A 16,359-nucleotide genomic window follows, 5' to 3' on the forward strand; every position below is an offset into this window, starting at 1 on the left:
CTTGTGCGTGCGTGCGGCCGGCACCCACGTCGTGCGCCGAGCGGCCGGCCGGCCCGCCCCGACGGGGGCGGCACCGCCCTCAGGCTAAGCCCGGTCATTTGACAGCGCTAAACATGGGATGTTCCCATCACCGGTGGAATCCGGTGTCCCCTCGGGCGGGCACCGCCGCACGCAGAGCCGCGGAACGCGGACGGGAGGACGGCGCCGATGCCGCTGCGCAGCACTGCCCGCACCAGCCTCGTCGAGCTGGTCATCGAGCAGATGGAACGGCTGATCGCCGACGGCGAGTGGCCGGTCGGCACCAAGATCCCGGCCGAGCCGCTGCTCGTGGAGCAGTTGGACGTCGGCCGCAACACCGTCCGCGAGGCGGTCCGCGCCCTGGTGCACACCGGGATGCTTCAGCCGCGGCAGGGCGACGGGACCTACGTCCGGGCCCGCAGCGGCTTCGGGGCCGCCGTCCAGCGCCGGCTGCGCCGGGCCGCCAACCTGGAGGCGTACGAGGTGCGCGCCAGCCTGGAGCGGGACGCCGCCCGCCATGCGGCCGAACGCCGCACCGACGAGGACCTGGCCGCACTGCGGGAGGCGCTGGCACTGCGCGGCCGGGCCTGGGAGGCCGGCGACGTGGCCCAGTTCATCGACGCGGACGTGCGCTTCCACCAGGCGGTCGCCGCCGCCGCGCACAACCGTCTGCTGGCCGAGCTGTACGAGCAGTTCGGCGCCGCCCTACGGGAGACGTTGCAGGCCGTGGTCGGCACGCCGCTGCTGCCCGACGCGGTCCGCCACCAGATCGACGCGCACACCGCGATCGTCGACGCCATCGAGGCGCGGGACCCGGACGCCGCCGAGCGGGCGGCGCTGGACCACCTCGCCGAGGCGGCCGACGCCCTGCGCGCACAGGCCGCGGACGACGACCGGGACGCGGCGGAGACGGAGCGCCCCACCGGCACCGACGGACACGAAGCACCACAGGAGGAACCCCAGCGATGACACGCGGACCCGCATCGGGCATATCGCCGGCCCCGCCGCGGCCGACCGGCGAGGCGCCGGCCCCGGCCCCGGCCGGCGACGCCGCCCCGCCCACCGGCGCCACCGGCCGCCACGCCCTCACCCTCGGCCTCGGGGTCGTCCTGTTGGCGCTGAACCTGCGGCCCGCGCTCGTCGCGGTCTCCCCGCTGGTCGGCACGATCCGTTCCGACAGCGGCATGTCGGCGGCCGCCACCAGCCTGCTGACCGCGCTGCCGCTGCTCTGCTTCGGGCTGCTGGCCCCGATCGCCCCGCGGCTGGGCCGGCGCTTCGGCATGGAGCGGTCGCTGCTCGGCACGATGGTGCTGATCTGCCTGGGCACCGGGCTGCGGCTGGTGGACTCGGTGGTGGCGCTGTTCGCCGGGACGGTCGTGATCGGCGCCGGGATCGCGGTCGCCAACGTGCTGCTGCCGGGCCTGATCAAGCGGGACTTCCCGGCCAGGGCGGGCCTGATGACCGGGCTCTACTCGATGTCGCTGTTCGGCGGCGCGGCGCTGGCGGCCGGCATCACCGTTCCCGTGCAGCAGGCCGCCGGGCTCTCCTGGCAGGCCACACTGACCTGTTGGGGTGCGCTGGCGGTGCTCGCGCTGGTGGTCTGGCTGCCGCAGCTGCGCCGCCGCACCGCGGTGTCGGCGGCCGCCGCCCGGCAGGCCGCGCACCCGGTCCGCGGGCTGTGGCGCTCCCCGCTGGCCTGGCAGGTCACCGGCTACATGGGGTTGCAGTCGCTGAGCTACTACGCGGCCGCCGCCTGGTTGCCGACGATCCTCAAGGACGCCGGGATGGGCGCGGGCGACGCCGGCTGGATGCTGTCGTTCTCCTCGCTGCTGGGGATCGCGGGGTCGTTCCTGGCGCCGGTGATCGTCGGCCGCCGGCTGCCGGCCGGCGCGTTGGCCGCGCTGGGCGCGGTGCTGTGCGCGGCGGGCTTCGTCGGCATGTGGGCGGCGCCGGTCGGCGGTGCGTACCTGTGGATGACGCTGCTGGGCCTGGGGCAGGGGGCGGCGATCAGCCTGGCGCTGCTGTTCATCGTCCAGCGCGCCCCGGACGCCCGGCACACCGCCCAACTCTCCAGCATGGCGCAGTGCTTCGGTTACGTCCTGGCCGCCACCGGTCCGGCGGTGCTGGGCGCGGTGCACGACGCCTCGGGTACCTGGACGGTGCCGTTGGTGGTGCTGGTGGTGCTGTTGGTGCCGCAAGTGGCCGCCGGCTTCGGGGCGGCCCGGCCGCTGCACGTCACGGGGCGGTGAGGGCGCGGGCGGTGCCGCGCGGCCGGCTCTGTAACGGCGTTACAACCAGCCGTTGCGCTTGAAGCCGCGATGCATCAGCCAGCAGATCCCCACCATCACGGCCATCACCAGCGGATAGCCGAACGGCCAGCTCTTCTCCGGCATGTACTCGAAGTTCATGCCGTAGACGCCGGTGACCATGGTGGGGACGGCCAGGATCGCCGCCCAGGCGGACATCCGGCGCATCGCCTCGTTCTGGGCGTTGGCGACCTGGGCGAGGTGCGCCTGGAGTATCGAGTTGAGCAGTTCGTCGAAGCCGGTGATCCGCTCGCGGACCTGGTCGAGGTGGTCCGCGACGTCCCGGAAGTAGGTCTTGGTCCGCGGTTCGACGAACTGCAGCGAACGGGTCGCCAGCTCCTGGAGGGGGCGGTCCAGCGGGGTCACCGCCCGCTTGAATTCGAGCAGTTCGCGCTTGAGCTGGTAGATCCGGTCGGCGCCGCGGCTGCCGCGCACCGAGAAGACCTCGCTCTCGACGTCGTCGATGTCGTCCTGGACGGCGGCGGCGACGTCGAGGTAGTCGTCCACGACGAGGTCGGCTATGGCGTGCAGCACCGCGGACGGGCCGAGTGCGAGCTGGTCCGGATCGCGCTCCAGCTGCTCGCGCAGCGGACCCAGCGAGCCGTGGCCGCCGTGCCGCACCGTGATCACGAAGTCGGTACCGGTGAAGACCATGATCTCGCCGGTGTCGACGACCTCGCTGGTGTCGGTCAGCTGGTCGTGCTCGACGTAGCGGACGGTCTTGAAGACGGTGAACAGCGAGTCGTCGTAGTGCTCCAGCTTGGGGCGCTGGTGGGCGTGGACGGCGTCCTCGACGGCGAGCGGGTGCAGCCCGAACAGCTCGACGACGCCGGCGAACTCCACCTCGGACGGTTCGTGTAGGCCGATCCAGACGAAGCCGTCACCGGACCGCCGGACCTGCCGGATGGCCTCCTCGGCCGGCCGGTCGCCCTCCTGGCGCACCCCGGACACGTAGACCGCGCAGTTCACCACGGCGGTGCCGAGCGGCGAGCGGGCCGGGTGGCTGAGGTCCACCCCGCCCTTGCGCGGCTGCGGCAGCCGGGCGGCCTTGCGGAGGTTGCTGATCATCGACACCGGCCAAGTATCGCCCGTGGGGGCACGCGGGAGGTACGGTCCGGGCTTGATTTTGCGCACTCCGCACCGGGTCGTGGGCCGGGCCGTGCCGTCCATTTGCCCGCGCGCCCCGGGCGTGCGCCCCCGCGGTGATCAGGGCACGAGCGCCGGTTGCTCCGCCTCCGGTGCCTCCGACGTGCCGGCGGCCGCCGCCGGCTGCACCGGCGCCGGGCTCCCCGCCCGGGCCCGCCGGGGCAGCCAGAACAGCAGGCCGAGGACGAGCACCAGGCCGCCGGCGATCCACCCCAGGGCGTGCGTGGTGGCGGCGACGAAGCCCGCGCGCCCCGGGCCGTCCACCGCGCCGAAGAACGCCACCGACGACAGCGCCAGCCCCAGCGCCATGCCCACCTGACCGGTGGTGTTAAAGATGCCGGAGGCCGAACCGGAGTGCCGGACCGGGACCTCGGAGAGGACCGCGTCGGTGATCGGCGCGACGATCAGCCCCATGCCGGCGCCCATCAGGACCAAGGCCGGGGCCATCTGCCAGGACTGCATGGCGGTGCCGTAGTGGTCGACCTGCCAGAGGTAGAGCAGCGCCCCGCCGAGCATGATCAGCGCGCCGGCCTGGAGCACCGCGCGGCCGAACCGCGGCACCAGCTTCTGGACGGACAGCCCGGCCGCGGCCGAGCAGGCCAGCGAGAACGGCACCCCGGTCAGCCCGGCGTGCAGCGGCCCCCAGCCCAGCCCGAGCTGCATGTACAGCGTCCAGATGAGGAAGAACAGGCCGGTGACCGCGCCGAAGGTGAGCTGGACGCCGACGCCCGCCGCGAACGTCTTGATCCGGAACAGCGAGAGCTCGACCAGCGGCGAGCCGTCCTTGCGGGCCTTGAACCGCTCGTAGCGGACGAACCCGACCAGGACCAGCGGTCCGGCCGCCATGGCGACGAAGCCCCAGACGGGCCAGCCGGCCTCGCGGCCGTGGGTGAGCGGGTAGAGCACCAGCAGCAGGCCGACGGTGAGCAGCGCGGTGCCGACCAGGTCGAGGCGGAGCGCGGTGTCCGAGCGGGACTCGGTGAGGAAGCGCCGGCCGAGCCAGATGCCGACGACGCCGACCGGGAGGTTGATCAGGAAGATCGGCCGCCACTCCAGGCCGAAGAGGTCGCCCTGGGTGAGCAGGGCGCCGATCAGCGGGCCGCAGACCGCGCCGAGTCCGATCACGGCACCGAACATCCCGAAGACCTTGCCGCGCTCGTGGGCCGGGAAGCTGACGTGGATGATCGCCAGCACCTGCGGCACCATCAGCGCGGCCGTCGCGCCCTGCACCACCCGCGCGGCGACCAGCATCGCCGGGTCCGCGGCGAGCCCGCACAGCGCGGAGGCCACCGTGAAGCCGCCCATCCCGAGCAGGAAGAGCTTCTTACGACCGTGGATGTCACCGAGCCGGCCGCCGGTGATCAGGCCGATGGCGAAGGCCAGGGCGTATCCGGCGGTGATCCACTGGAGCGCGCCGAAGCCGGCCCCGGTGTCCCGCTGGATGCTGGGCAGCGCGATGTTGACGATGGTCGCGTCGACCAGGTCCATGAAGCTCGCGGTCAGGACGACGGCGAGGGCGATCCAGCGTCTGCGGTCGGCGGGCGCGGGGACGGCGCCGGCCGGCGCGGCGGGGTGCGGATCGGACGGGGACATGCGGAACTCCTGGCGGTGCCGTGGGACGAGCGGGGGGGACGCGCCGGGACGGGCGTCCGCCGCGCTGGTGCGGCGGACGCCCGTCCCGGACGTCCTCGACCTTACGGCCCACCTAGGACAGCTCCCGTCCTACTTCCTGGGCCATCATCGTCGCCATGAGTGAGACCTCGGCACGTCTGCTGAACCTGCTGTCCCTGCTCCAGACCCCCCGGGAGTGGCCCGGGCGGGAGCTGGCCGCACGGCTGCGGGTGACCACCCGGACCATCCGCCGCGACGTCGAGCGGCTGCGCGAACTGGGCTATCCGGTGCACGCCTCGATGGGCGCGGAGGGCGGCTACCGGCTGGCCGCCGGCACCGCCATGCCGCCGCTGCTGCTGGACGACGAGGAGGCGGTGGCCATCGCGGTGGGGCTGCGCTCGACGGCCGGCCACACCATCGCGGGCATCGAGGAGGCGTCGGTCCGGGCGCTCGCCAAGCTGGAGCAGGTGCTCCCGGCCCGGCTGCGGCGGCGGGTGGGCACACTGGGCACCGCCACCGTCCCGCTGCCGGCCGGTGACGGGCCGACCGTCGACCCGGAGCACCTGACGGTGCTGGCGGCGGCGATCGCCAACCACGAGCGGGTGCGCTTCCGCTACCGCGCCGGCGCCGGCGAACTCACCCGCCGCCTGGTGGAGCCGCACCGCCTGGTCGCCGCGGGCCGCCGCTGGTACCTGGTCGCGTTCGACAACGACCGCGACGACTGGCGGACTTTCCGGGTGGACCGGCTGAGCGAGCCGTTCGCCACCGGCGTGCGGACCGCGCCGCGCGAGCTGCCGGCCGCCGACGCCGGGGCGTACGTCCGGGAGCGGATGCGCGGGACGGCGGCGACGTACCGGGCGGTGGCGACGGTGTACGGGCCGGCCGGGGAGGTGGCCGCCCGGCTCGGCGGCCGGGCCGCGGGCGAGGTCGAACCGCTCGACGGGGAGAGCTGCCGCTGGCACAGCGCACCCGATTCGTTGGAGTGGCTGGCGATGCGGCTGGCGATGCTGGGGCGGGAGTTCACGGTGCACGAACCGGCCGAGCTGACCGCGTACCTGCGGGCCATGGGCGACCGGGTGCACCGGGCCACCGACGGCGGCGAGACGGACGCCACGGCCCGCCCCACTGGACGAGATACCCCAGGGGGGTAAAGTGTTGGCGGGGTCGGCGGAGGCTGGACGGGGGCCGGCCGCCCCCGGAGCCCCGCACTCTGGCGAACAGGAGGACCAGCCGTCATGACCACCGCGATCGATGGGCCCGTCGTCGAGCTGGAGATCGGCGGCATGACCTGCGCCTCGTGCGCGGCCCGCGTCGAGAAGAAGCTCAACCGGATGCCCGGGGTCACCGCCACCGTCAACTACGCCACCGAGAAGGCGCAGGTGACCCTCGCGGAGGACAGCACGGTGGCGACCGCCGACCTGATCGCCACCGTGGAGAGGACCGGCTACACCGCCGCGGTTCCCGAGCCGCCCGCGCCGCAACCGCCCGCCGACGACGCCCCCGGCCCGGAGGACGGCCCGCTCGCCGCCCTCCGGCAGCGGCTGTGCGTCTCGCTGGCGCTCGCCGTCCCGGTGGTCGCGATGGCGATGGTCCCGGCGCTGCAGTTCACCAACTGGCAGTGGCTGTCGCTGACCCTGGCCGCCCCCGTGGTGGCCTACGGGGCGTGGCCGTTCCACCGGGCCGCCTGGACCAACCTGCGGCACGGCGCGGCCACCATGGACACCCTGATCTCGATGGGCACCCTCGCCGCCTTCGGCTGGTCGCTGTGGGCGCTGTTCTTCGGCACGGCCGGCATGCCCGGCATGACCCACCCCTTCGAGCTGACCATGGCCCGCACCGACGGCAGCGGCGCGATCTACCTGGAGGCGGCAGCCGGCGTCACCACCTTCATCCTGGCCGGCCGGTACTTCGAGGCGCGCGCCAAGCGGAAGGCCGGGGCGGCCCTGCACGCCCTGCTGGAGCTGGGCGCCAAGGACGTCGCGGTGCTCCGGGCGGGCCGCGAGGTGCGGATCCCGGTCGGCGAGCTGCGGGTGGGCGACCGGTTCGTGGTCCGCCCCGGGGAGAAGGTCGCCACCGACGGCCGGGTGGTGGACGGCTCGTCCGCGGTGGACGCCTCGATGCTGACCGGCGAGTCCGTGCCCGTGGAGGTCGCCCCCGGCGACACCGTCACCGGCGCCACCGTCAACGCGGGCGGCCGGCTCGTCGTCGAGGCCACCCGCATCGGCGCGGACACCCAGCTCGCCCGGATGACGAGGCTGGTCGAGGAGGCCCAGAACGGCAAGGCGGCGGCGCAGCGGCTCGCCGACCGGATCTCCGCGGTCTTCGTCCCGGTCGTCATCGCGCTCGCGCTGGCCACCCTCGGCCTCTGGCTCGGCACCGGCCACGGCGCGGTCGCCGCGTTCACCGCCGCGGTCGCCGTGCTGATCATCGCGTGCCCGTGCGCGCTGGGCCTGGCGACGCCGACCGCGCTGATGGTCGGCACCGGCCGCGGTGCCCAGCTCGGCATCCTGCTCAAGGGGCCGGAGGTGCTGGAGACCACCCGCACCGTCGACACCGTCGTCCTGGACAAGACCGGCACCGTCACCACCGGCGTGATGACCCTGAGTGACGTCCACCTCGCCGACGGCGTGACCCGCGCGCAGGCGCTGCGGCTGGCCGGTGCGCTGGAGCACTCCTCCGAGCACCCCATCGCCCGGGCCGTCGCCACCGCCGCCCTGGAGGCCGAGCCCGGCGGGGCCCTGCCGGCCCCCGAGGACTTCGCCAACGTGCCCGGGCTGGGCGTGCACGGCGCCGTCGAGGGGCACACGGTCCTGGTCGGCCGGGAGCGCCTGCTGACCGACCGCGGCCAGCAGCTGCCGCCCGCCCTGGCCGCCGCCAAGGACGCGGCCGAGCGGGCCGGGCACACCGCGGTCGCGGTCGGCTGGGACGGGGCGGCCCGCGCCGTGTTGGTCGTCTCCGACGCGATCCGGCCCACCAGCGCGGAGGCGGTCCGCCGGCTGCGCGGGCTCGGGCTGACGCCGGTGCTGCTGACCGGCGACAACCGCGCGGTGGCCGAGTCGGTCGCCGCGGCGGTCGGCATCGACGAGGTGATCGCCGAGGTGCTGCCGGAGGAGAAGGTGGCCGTCGTCGCGCGCCTCCAGGGCGAGGGCCGCTCGGTCGCCATGGTCGGCGACGGGGTGAACGACGCGGCCGCGCTGGCCCGCGCCGACCTGGGCCTGGCGATGGGCACCGGCACCGACGCCGCCATCAAGGCCGGCGACCTCACCCTGGTGCGCGGTGACCTGCGCGCCGCGGCGGACGCCATCCGGCTGGCCCGGGCCACCCTCGGCACCATCCGCACCAACCTGTTCTGGGCGTTCGGCTACAACGTCGCCGCGCTGCCGCTGGCCGCCGCCGGCCTGCTCAACCCGATGATCGCCGGCGCCGCGATGGCCTTCTCCTCGGTCTTCGTGGTCGGCAACAGCCTGCGTCTGCGGCGCTTCCGCGCCCTGGGCTGAGCCCGTTCCCGCGGCCGACACGCGTCGGAAGCCTCCAGTTCTGACGGCGGAACGTTGGCGGTTCGCACACCCGTCCGGCGGCGTCGACCGGCGAGACTGTCCGGGAACCGCCCGCTCCACGTACCGCAGGGGACACCATGACCGGGTCGCGCATCCTGGCCCTCGGCCACTATCAGCCCGCCCGTGTGCTGACCAACGACGACCTCGCCGGGATCGTCGACACCGACGACGCCTGGATCCGCAGTCGCGTCGGCATCCGCACCCGGCACGTCGCGGCACCGGAGGAGACGGTGGACGCGATGGCCGCCGCGGCCGCCGGCAAGGCCCTGGCCGCCGCCGGCCTGGACCCCGGCGACATCGACCTGGTGCTGGTCGCCACCTGCACCGCCGTCGACCGCAGCCCCAACACCGCGGCCCGGGTCGCGGCCCGGCTGGGCCTGACCGCGCCCGCCACGATGGACCTCAACGTCGTCTGCGCCGGCTTCACCCACGCCCTGGCCACCGCCGACCACGCCATCCGGGCCGGCTCGGCGACCCGCGCCCTGGTCATCGGCGCGGAGAAGTTCACCGACGTCGTCGACTGGACCGACCGCTCGACCTGCGTCCTGGTCGGCGACGGCGCGGCCGCCGCGGTCGTCACCGCCTCCCCGGAACCGCGGATCAGCCCCGTCCTGTGGGGCTCGGTCCCCCAGATGGGCAACGCGGTCCGCATCGAGGGCGCCCCGGCCCGCTTCGCCCAGGAGGGCCAGACCGTCTACCGCTGGGCCACCACCCAGCTGCCCGCCATCGCCCGCAAGGTCTGCGACCGCGCCGGGCTGCGCCCGGACGAACTGGCCGGCGTCGTCCTCCACCAGGCCAACCTGCGGATCATCGAGCCGGTCGCGGAACGCCTCGGCGCGGTCAACGCCGTCATCGCCCGGGACGTCGTCGACTCCGGCAACACCTCCGCCGCCTCGGTCCCGCTCGCCCTGGCCAAGCTGGTCGAACGCCGCGAGGTCCCGAGCGGCGCCCCGGTGCTGCTGTTCGGCTTCGGCGGCAACCTCTCCTACGCCGGGCAGGTCGTCCGCGTCCCCTGACGCGCCGGCCGGCGCGGCGTCCGATTCCTTCAAGACGGCGCCCGCCGGCAGCTCCTACGCTCGCCGTCATGAACACCCCACCCGTACCCCGACTCGACGCGATCGGCCTGGTCGTGGCCGACATGGCCGCCGCCCTGGCGTTCTACCGGCGCCTGGGCCTGACCGTCCCCGACGGCGCGGCGAGCGCCCCGCACGCCGAGGCGCAGCTGCCCGGCGGCCTCCGCCTGATGTGGGACACCCACGAGACCGCCCGCGCCCTCGACCCCGACTGGACGCCGTCGCCGGCCGGCACCTCCACCGGCCTGGCCTTCGCCTGCGCGGACGCCGCGCACGTCGACGCGGTGTACGCGGACCTCACCGCCGCCGGCTACACGGGCGAGAAGGCCCCCTGGGACGCCGACTGGGGCCAGCGCTACGCCGTCGTGCAGGACCCCGACGGCCACGGCGTCGACCTCTTCGCCCCGCTGTCCTAGCGGCGCGTGCGACGGATCCCCGCGACGCCGCGGGGATCCGTCAGAAGTGCCGTGGCCGAACGGGGACGGCCGCTTCGGTCACTCGATGTCCTGCGGATGCTCCTCCAGGTACATCACGCCGCAGGTGCGGCAGAACGGCTGCGCCTCGGGCGTCCCCCACCGACCGGCCGATTGGGTGGCGGCGGCCGGGGCCAGCGGCTGACCGCACATCGCGATGGTCGCGCCCACCCGGGTCATGTGCCACTTCCTGACCGGCGTGTCCTCGTGCGGCAGCACGCCCTCCGCGTACTCCGCGCGCATCTCGTGCTCCATGGCAGGTGCACCTCCTACCGCCCACCATGCGCCGCCGCCTGCGAGCCCACAACGCCAGCCCGCCCGGCTGGTCGATCTTCTAGGCCGACGCGGGCGCGCCGGCCTAGAAGATCGACCAGCCGGTGAGCGTCGTGAAGTGGTCCAGCGCCGCCATGCCGGCCACGGAGTTGCCCCGGGCGTCCAGCCCCGGGCTCCACACGCACAGCGTGCACCGGCCCGGCACCACGGCCACGATGCCGCCGCCCACCCCGCTCTTCGCCGGCAGGCCCACCCGGTAGGCGAACTCCCCCGCCGCGTCGTAGGTGCCGCAGGTCAGCATCACCGCGTTGATGCGCTTTGCCTCGCGCGCCTCCAGCAGCCGGCTGCCGTCGGCCCGCAGCCCGTGCCGGGCCAGGAATCCGCCGGCCACCGACAGGTCCCGGCACGACATCTCAATCGAGCACTGCCAGAAGTAGTGCTCGATCACGCTCGGCACGGGGTTCTCCAGGTTCCCGAACGAGGCCATGAAGTGCGCCAGCGCCGCGTTGCGGTCGCCGTGGTCGGCCTCCGAACCGGCCACCGCCTGGTCGAACGCCAGCTCCTGATTGCCGCTCTCGGTCTGGAGGAACTCCAGCATCGAGGTGCTGGCGTCACCGGTCATGGTCAGCAGCCGGTCCGTCACCACCAGCGCGCCGGCGTTGATGAAGGGATTCCGCGGAATGCCGTTCTCCCACTCCAGCTGCACCAGGGAGTTGAACGGCGTGCCGGAGGGCTCGCGCCCGACCCGTTGCCAGATGTCGTCGTCCCCGTGGGACCCGGCCATCACCAGGGCCAGCGAGAACGCCTTGGAGATCGACTGCACGGAGAACGGGACCTCCCAGTCACCGGTCCCGTAGACGTCGCCGTTGATGTCCGCGACGGCGATCCCGAAGCGGTCCGGGGAGACCCGTGCCAACGCCGGAATGTAGTCGGCGACGTGCCCGCGCCCCACGAACGGCCTCGCATAGGCCGCTACCTCTTCAAGAACGGCCTGGTAGTCCATACCGGACACGCTAACCCGCGCGCAGCAACGTCCCCAGCACGGCCCCCGCGAGCGACTTCACCTCGCGCGCCAGATGGGCCTGGTCCGCGTAGCCGGCCCGCGCCGCGACCTCGGCGTACGGGACGCCGGCGCGGGCCAGTTCCAGCGCCCGGACCAGCCGCAGCACCCGGCCCAACGTCTTCGGCCCGTACCCGAACACCGCCAGGCTGTGCCGGTGCAGTTGGCGCTCGCCCAGCCCGACCAGGCGGGCCACCTCGGCCACCGGCCGGCCGCGCCCGAGCCCGGCCGCGATCGCCGCGGTCCGCCCGTCCCGCCCGGGCAGCCCGTCCGCCGCCCCGGCCCCGTCGGTCCACCGCCCCGCCGCCCGCAGGCGGTCCCGGGCGGCCTGCTCCAGGACCGCGCCCGGGGCGTCGGCCGCCGCCGCGCGGGCCGCCAGCTCCCGGGCCCGCCGGGCGCCCCACAGGTCCTCCAACGGCACCCGCCGGTCGCGCAGTTCGTGGGCCGGCACCCCGAAGACCGCCGGCCCCTGGCCCGGCGCGAACCGCAGCCCCACCCACCGCGTGCCGGCCGGCACCGCGCCGTCCTGGGCCTGCGGCCCGGTGTCCGGTCCGGCCACCAGCAGCCGGCCCGCGCTCCACAGCAGGTCGGTGCAGCCGTCGGGCAGCACCGGCCCCGCCCCCGGCACCGTGGTGGTGGTCCACAGCACCGCCCCCGGCAGCCGTGACGCCCGCTCCCGGTAGGTCCTCCGGACGGCCGGGTCCGATGCGCCAACCGGCCCACCCCTGTCGCGTTCCTCGCCCACGTCCCCCAGCCTGGCACGGGAACCGCACGGCCGTCCCCGCCGTTGATCCCTTACGCAGACGAACCGACACCGACCGGGCCCACCGGCCCGTCCCCAGGGAGGCAGCAATGTCCGGGTTTCTCGACCGCGCCAAGGAACAGGCCAAGCAGGGACTGGCGCAAGGCAAGCAGAAGGTCGACGAGTTGCAGCAGCAGCGGGCCGGCAGCGACCTCCTGCGCAAGCTCGGTGCCGCCTACTACGCCGAGCGCCGCGGCAGCGGCACCCCCGAGGCCACCCAGAGCGCCCTGACCGCGCTCGAAGCCCACATCTCCGCCCACGGCGACGGCTTCCTCCACAGCTGACGCCGTGCCGTAACCTGCACCCCCGTCCCCCTTCCCCGTCCCCTCCCCCTCGCACCTCGTGACCAGTCCCGGCCCCCAGGCACTCCGCCCGCGCCTGCCCTCCCCGCTCCAGTCCGTCGACGACGACCGGTTCGCCCGTCGGGGCGTCCGCCTGCTGGTGAAGCGGGACGACCTCATCCACCCCGACCTGCCGGGCAACAAGTGGCGCAAGCTCGCGCCCAACCTGCGGGCCGCGGCCGAGGCGGGCGACCGCGCGCTGCTCACCTTCGGCGGCGCGTACTCCAACCACCTGCGCGCCACGGCCGCCGCGGGCCGGCTGCTCGGCTTCCGCACCGTCGGCGTGGTCCGCGGCGACGAACTGGCCGGGGCCCCGCTCAACTGGTCGCTGGCCCGCTGCGCCGCCGACGGGATGGTGCTGCACTTCGTCGACCGGGCCACCTACCGCCGCGCGCGGGACCCGGCGTTCCTCGCCGCCCTCCGGGACCGTTTCGGGGCCTTCCGCCTCATACCGGAGGGCGGCAGCAACGCCCTGGCCGCGCGGGGCTGCACCGAGCTGGGCCGGGAGCTGCGCGGGCGGGCCGACGTGGTCGCGGTGGCCTGCGGCACCGGCGGCACCCTGGCCGGCCTCGCCGCCGGTCTCGGCCCCGGGCAGCGGGCGCTGGGCGTCCCGGTCCTCAAGGGCGGCGACCCGCACTTCCTCCACGCGGCGGTCGCCGACCTCCAGCATGCGGCCTTCGGCGGGCCGCGCGGCGACTGGTCGCTGGCGGCGGACTTCCACTTCGGCGGCTACGCCCGCCGGACCCCGGAACTGGACGCGTTCGCGGACGCCTTCGAGGAGCGGCACGGCCTGCCCGTCGAGCGCGTCTACGTCGCCAAGCTGCTGTTCGCCCTGACGGCGCTGGTCGAGCGGGGCGCCTTCCCGCCCGGCAGCACCGTCGCCGCCGTGGTCACCGGCACCCCGTAGCGCCCGCCCCGGCGGCCGTGAGGGCGGCGGGCGGTCAGTCGGTGCCCTCCCGGTAGGCCGCGGCCTCCTCCAGGTCCAGTCGGCGCAGCAGCGTCCGCATCATCTCGTCGTCGATCCGGCGCGCGTCGCGGAGTTCGACGAAGACCCGCCGTTCGGCGTCGATCATCTCCCGGGCCAGCCGCCGGTAGGTGTCGTCGGCGGACTCCCCGGTCACCTCGTTGACCGCGCCGAGCCGCTCCCAGACGGCGTTGCGGCGCCGTTCCAGGACGGTGCGCAGCCGGTCGGCGAGCGGCCCGGGCAGGGCGTTGCGCTCGTCTTCGAGCAGGGCGTCGAGCCGGGTCTCGGCGGCCCGGGACGCCTCGTTCTGGGCCTGCGCCTCGGCCAGCGTCTCGGCCTGCGCGTCCCGGCCCGGCAGCCGCAGCGCCCGGATCAGCGGCGGCAGCGTCAGCCCCTGGACGACGAGGGTGCCGATGACGGTGGTGAAGGTCAGGAAGAGCACGAGGTTGCGGGCCGGGAAGGGGGCGCCGTCGTGCACCGTCGTGGGGATGGAGAAGGCGATCGCCAGCGAGACCACCCCGCGCATCCCTGCCCAGCCGACGATGACCGGCGCCCGCCAGGTGGTGTCCGGTTCGCGGGTCCGGATCCGGGCCGAGAACAGCCGTGGCAGGTACGTGGCGGGGAAGACCCACGCGTAGCGGGCCAGCACCACGGCGCCGAACACCACGGCCGCGTAGCCGAGCGCCTGGGTGGTGCTGAACTCCCCCAGCCCGCGCAGCACGACCGGCAGTTGGAGCCCGATCAGCGCGAACACCGCGGACTCCAGCACGAAGGAGACCATCTTCCAGACCGCCTCCTCCTGGAGCCGGGTCTCGAAGTCGACCTGCCAGGACCGGTGCCCCAGGTAGAGGCCGACGACCACGACGGCCAGCACTCCGGACGCCCCGACCTGCTCGGCGGCGGCGTACGCGGTGAACGGGATGAGCAGCGAGAGGGTGTTCTCCAACAGCGCCGACTCCCGCAGCCGGCGGCGGAGCCAGTGCAGCGGCACCATCAGCACCAGGCCGACCCCGATGCCGCCCAGGGACGCCACGGCGAACTCCCTGAAGCCCTGCCCCCAGGTGGCGCTGACGCCCACGGCGGCGGCCAGCGCCACCTTGTACGCGGTGATCGCGGTGGCGTCGTTGACCAGCGATTCGCCCTGGAGGATCGTCGTGATCCGGTGCGGCAGGCCCAGCCGGCGGGCGATCGCGGTGGCCGCGACGGCGTCCGGCGGGGCGACCACGGCGCCCAGCACGAGCGCCGCGGTCAGCGGCAGGTCCGGGACGACGAGGTACGCGACGTACCCGACGGCCAGCGTCGCGAACAGCACGTAGCCGACCGAGAGCAGCGCCACCGGCCGCACGTTGGCCCGCAGGTCCAGGTAGGAGCTGTCCAGGGCGGCGGTGTGCAGCAGCGGGGGCAGCAGCAGCGGCAGCACGACGTGCGGATTGAGGGTGTAGTCCGGGATGCCCGGGATGTATGCGGCGCCGAGTCCCACGGCGACCAGCAGTAGTGGCGCCGGCACCGGGGTCCGCCGCGCCAGGCCGGCGACCCCCGCACTACCCGCGACCAGCAGCAACAGCGGCATCACGTTCACGCCCGCACCGTCCCCACGCTCCCCCGCCGGCCGTCCCGGCGATCTAACCTGGCCATCATGAGCGAGTGCACGCACGTTCCCGAACTCCCGCGCGCCGAACCGACGCCGCTGAGCGCCACCTGCCTGGAGTGCCTGGCCGCCGGCAGCCACCCGGTGCAACTGCGGCTCTGCCTGGTGTGCGGCCACGTCGGCTGCTGCGACTCCTCGCCGTACCAGCACGCCACCGGGCACTTCAAGGAGACCGGCCACGCGGTGATGCGGTCGTTCGAACCGGGCGCCTCGTGGCGGTGGTGCTTCGTGGACGAGGCGCTGGTCTGAAGCGCGTGACCGGCCCGGGCGGCACCCCCTCGGGGCGCGCCGGGACGCCGGTCTAGCCTTGCCGCATGATCCGCGAAGCGACACCCGACGACGTCCCCGTCATCCTCGCCATGATCGGCGAACTGGCCGCCTACGAGCGTGCCGCCGAGTCCGCCACGGCCACCGAGCCGCAGTTGAAGGAGGCGTTGTTCGGCCCCCAGCCGGCCGCCTTCGCGCTGATCGCGCAGGACGCCGGCGGGCCGGTCGGCTTCGCCCTGTGGTTCCGGAACTTCTCGACGTGGACGGGCACGCACGGTGTCTATCTGGAGGACCTGTACGTCCGCCCCGAGGCGCGCGGCGGCGGCCACGGCAAGGCGCTGCTGGCGGCCCTCGCGCAACTCTGCGTGCGCCGCGGCTACCAGCGTTTCGAGTGGTCGGTGCTGGATTGGAACGAACCCTCCATCGGTTTTTACCGTTCCATCGGCGCCCAACCCATGGACGAATGGACGGTATTCCGGCTCACTGGAGAGGCGCTGCACACGCTCGCGGACACCGCGCCCACCAACGGAGCGTAATCGGGCTCGATTTGACGGCTCCCACCCCTACCACCGTCCGTGCCCGAGGTTTTACACTCAGTAACAGACGTGGCGCCGGTGAGTCGGCCGTCGCCGTCCGGACGGCTGCCCTGCTCCTTCCGGGCGACACCGGCCCGCCGATCGCGATAGCGTCACAGCCGAACCACGAGCCGCGCCGGATCGTTCTCCTTGCACCTGGCGGGAGGACCACCCGGCACGGATACCCCGAAGAACGCGAAGAAACGCGAACCGCAAGAGCTTCAGCACGCATTCCAGCTCTACCA

16 protein-coding genes are annotated in these 16,359 nt (G+C 74.4%); 10 read left to right on the top strand and 6 right to left on the bottom strand.

Annotation, left to right across the window (positions count from 1 at the left end; all coding sequences use genetic code 11):
• Positions 1-207: 207 nt before the first annotated feature.
• Both ABD385_RS13630 and ABD385_RS13635 read left to right on the top strand, forming a co-directional pair.
• Positions 208-987 carry a FadR/GntR family transcriptional regulator gene (locus ABD385_RS13630; protein WP_344575450.1) on the top strand — a complete coding sequence of 260 codons (780 nt, stop codon included), beginning with the start codon at positions 208-210 and terminating at the stop codon, positions 985-987.
• Entirely contained in the window at positions 984-2,267 is a 1,284-nt protein-coding gene (locus ABD385_RS13635; protein ID WP_344575451.1) for a CynX/NimT family MFS transporter, read from the top strand. The genes ABD385_RS13630 and ABD385_RS13635 overlap by 4 nt, the downstream gene beginning before the upstream one ends.
• Positions 2,268-2,306: 39 nt before the next feature.
• Here the strand turns inward: ABD385_RS13635 and corA are convergent, their stop codons facing one another.
• Both corA and ABD385_RS13645 read right to left on the bottom strand, forming a co-directional pair.
• Positions 2,307-3,392 carry a magnesium/cobalt transporter CorA gene (corA, locus tag ABD385_RS13640; protein WP_344575676.1) on the bottom strand — a complete coding sequence of 362 codons (1,086 nt, stop codon included), beginning with the start codon at positions 3,390-3,392 and terminating at the stop codon, positions 2,307-2,309.
• Positions 3,393-3,530: 138 nt separating this feature from the next.
• Positions 3,531-5,063, bottom strand: coding sequence for an MFS transporter (locus tag ABD385_RS13645; RefSeq protein WP_344575452.1), 1,533 nt, complete (start codon positions 5,061-5,063; stop codon positions 3,531-3,533).
• A gap of 155 nt (positions 5,064-5,218) precedes the next feature.
• Here ABD385_RS13645 and ABD385_RS13650 point away from each other — a divergent pair, with 155 nt between their 5' ends.
• The 4 genes from ABD385_RS13650 (at position 5,219) to ABD385_RS13665 (ending at position 10,127) form a co-directional block, all read left to right on the top strand.
• The gene (locus ABD385_RS13650; protein WP_344575453.1) at positions 5,219-6,232 is read left to right on the top strand and encodes a helix-turn-helix transcriptional regulator; all 1,014 of its coding nucleotides are present in this window, start codon (positions 5,219-5,221) and stop codon (positions 6,230-6,232) included.
• Positions 6,233-6,316: 84 nt separating this feature from the next.
• Positions 6,317-8,578 (top strand): heavy metal translocating P-type ATPase, encoded by a 2,262-nt coding sequence (locus ABD385_RS13655; RefSeq protein ID WP_344575454.1) that lies wholly within the window; start codon positions 6,317-6,319, stop codon positions 8,576-8,578.
• A 137-nt stretch (positions 8,579-8,715) separates the two neighbouring features.
• A complete protein-coding gene (locus tag ABD385_RS13660; RefSeq protein ID WP_344575455.1) occupies positions 8,716-9,654 on the top strand; it encodes a beta-ketoacyl-ACP synthase III in 939 nt (312 codons plus the stop codon).
• Between the two features lie 68 nt (positions 9,655-9,722).
• Positions 9,723-10,127 carry a VOC family protein gene (locus ABD385_RS13665; RefSeq protein ID WP_344575456.1) on the top strand — a complete coding sequence of 135 codons (405 nt, stop codon included), beginning with the start codon at positions 9,723-9,725 and terminating at the stop codon, positions 10,125-10,127.
• Between the two features lie 78 nt (positions 10,128-10,205).
• Here ABD385_RS13665 and ABD385_RS13670 read toward each other — a convergent pair whose 3' ends face one another.
• The 3 genes from ABD385_RS13670 to ABD385_RS13680 all read right to left on the bottom strand — a co-directional run bounded on the left by ABD385_RS13670 (position 10,206) and on the right by ABD385_RS13680 (position 12,262).
• Positions 10,206-10,439 (bottom strand): hypothetical protein, encoded by a 234-nt coding sequence (locus ABD385_RS13670; protein WP_344575457.1) that lies wholly within the window; start codon positions 10,437-10,439, stop codon positions 10,206-10,208.
• A gap of 103 nt (positions 10,440-10,542) precedes the next feature.
• Positions 10,543-11,460: a glutaminase gene (locus ABD385_RS13675; protein ID WP_344575458.1), complete on the bottom strand. Its 918-nt coding sequence runs from the start codon at positions 11,458-11,460 to the stop codon at positions 10,543-10,545.
• A gap of 10 nt (positions 11,461-11,470) precedes the next feature.
• Positions 11,471-12,262: a helix-turn-helix domain-containing protein gene (locus ABD385_RS13680; protein ID WP_425585398.1), complete on the bottom strand. Its 792-nt coding sequence runs from the start codon at positions 12,260-12,262 to the stop codon at positions 11,471-11,473.
• A gap of 107 nt (positions 12,263-12,369) precedes the next feature.
• On the opposite strand from ABD385_RS13680, the gene ABD385_RS13685 reads away from it, so the two are divergent.
• Positions 12,370-12,603, top strand: a complete 234-nt coding sequence (locus tag ABD385_RS13685; RefSeq protein ID WP_344575459.1) for a hypothetical protein — start codon at positions 12,370-12,372, stop codon at positions 12,601-12,603.
• Between the two features lie 58 nt (positions 12,604-12,661).
• Entirely contained in the window at positions 12,662-13,567 is a 906-nt protein-coding gene (locus ABD385_RS13690; protein WP_344575460.1) for a 1-aminocyclopropane-1-carboxylate deaminase/D-cysteine desulfhydrase, read from the top strand.
• 34 nt (positions 13,568-13,601) lie between these two features.
• On the opposite strand, the gene ABD385_RS13695 is transcribed toward ABD385_RS13690, so the two are convergent.
• Positions 13,602-15,194, bottom strand: coding sequence for a Na+/H+ antiporter (locus ABD385_RS13695; protein ID WP_425585402.1), 1,593 nt, complete (start codon positions 15,192-15,194; stop codon positions 13,602-13,604).
• 66 nt (positions 15,195-15,260) lie between these two features.
• On the opposite strand from ABD385_RS13695, the gene ABD385_RS13700 reads away from it, so the two are divergent.
• Both ABD385_RS13700 and ABD385_RS13705 read left to right on the top strand, forming a co-directional pair.
• Positions 15,261-15,521, top strand: a complete 261-nt coding sequence (locus ABD385_RS13700; protein ID WP_344575462.1) for a UBP-type zinc finger domain-containing protein — start codon at positions 15,261-15,263, stop codon at positions 15,519-15,521.
• 65 nt (positions 15,522-15,586) lie between these two features.
• A complete protein-coding gene (locus ABD385_RS13705) occupies positions 15,587-16,075 on the top strand; it encodes a GNAT family N-acetyltransferase (RefSeq protein ID WP_344575463.1) in 489 nt (162 codons plus the stop codon).
• Positions 16,076-16,359 lie beyond the last annotated feature (284 nt).

It is taken from the genome of Streptomyces lunalinharesii (assembly GCF_039532155.1).
GTDB lineage: Bacteria > Actinomycetota > Actinomycetes > Streptomycetales > Streptomycetaceae > Streptomyces > Streptomyces lunalinharesii.

Excerpts from the sequence above, each read along its gene's own strand:
- ABD385_RS13630 (WP_344575450.1), top strand. The coding sequence starts at position 208 with ATGCCGCTGCGCAGCACTGCCCGCACCAGCCTCGTCGAGCTGGTCATC.
- ABD385_RS13635 (WP_344575451.1), top strand. The coding sequence starts at position 984 with ATGACACGCGGACCCGCATCGGGCATATCGCCGGCCCCGCCGCGGCCG.
- corA (WP_344575676.1), bottom strand. The coding sequence starts at position 3,392 with ATGATCAGCAACCTCCGCAAGGCCGCCCGGCTGCCGCAGCCGCGCAAG.
- ABD385_RS13645 (WP_344575452.1), bottom strand. The coding sequence starts at position 5,063 with ATGTCCCCGTCCGATCCGCACCCCGCCGCGCCGGCCGGCGCCGTCCCC.
- ABD385_RS13650 (WP_344575453.1), top strand. The coding sequence starts at position 5,219 with ATGAGTGAGACCTCGGCACGTCTGCTGAACCTGCTGTCCCTGCTCCAG.
- ABD385_RS13655 (WP_344575454.1), top strand. The coding sequence starts at position 6,317 with ATGACCACCGCGATCGATGGGCCCGTCGTCGAGCTGGAGATCGGCGGC.
- ABD385_RS13660 (WP_344575455.1), top strand. The coding sequence starts at position 8,716 with ATGACCGGGTCGCGCATCCTGGCCCTCGGCCACTATCAGCCCGCCCGT.
- ABD385_RS13665 (WP_344575456.1), top strand. The coding sequence starts at position 9,723 with ATGAACACCCCACCCGTACCCCGACTCGACGCGATCGGCCTGGTCGTG.
- ABD385_RS13670 (WP_344575457.1), bottom strand. The coding sequence starts at position 10,439 with ATGGAGCACGAGATGCGCGCGGAGTACGCGGAGGGCGTGCTGCCGCAC.
- ABD385_RS13675 (WP_344575458.1), bottom strand. The coding sequence starts at position 11,460 with ATGGACTACCAGGCCGTTCTTGAAGAGGTAGCGGCCTATGCGAGGCCG.
- ABD385_RS13685 (WP_344575459.1), top strand. The coding sequence starts at position 12,370 with ATGTCCGGGTTTCTCGACCGCGCCAAGGAACAGGCCAAGCAGGGACTG.
- ABD385_RS13695 (WP_425585402.1), bottom strand. The coding sequence starts at position 15,194 with ATGCCGCTGTTGCTGCTGGTCGCGGGTAGTGCGGGGGTCGCCGGCCTG.
- ABD385_RS13700 (WP_344575462.1), top strand. The coding sequence starts at position 15,261 with ATGAGCGAGTGCACGCACGTTCCCGAACTCCCGCGCGCCGAACCGACG.
- ABD385_RS13705 (WP_344575463.1), top strand. The coding sequence starts at position 15,587 with ATGATCCGCGAAGCGACACCCGACGACGTCCCCGTCATCCTCGCCATG.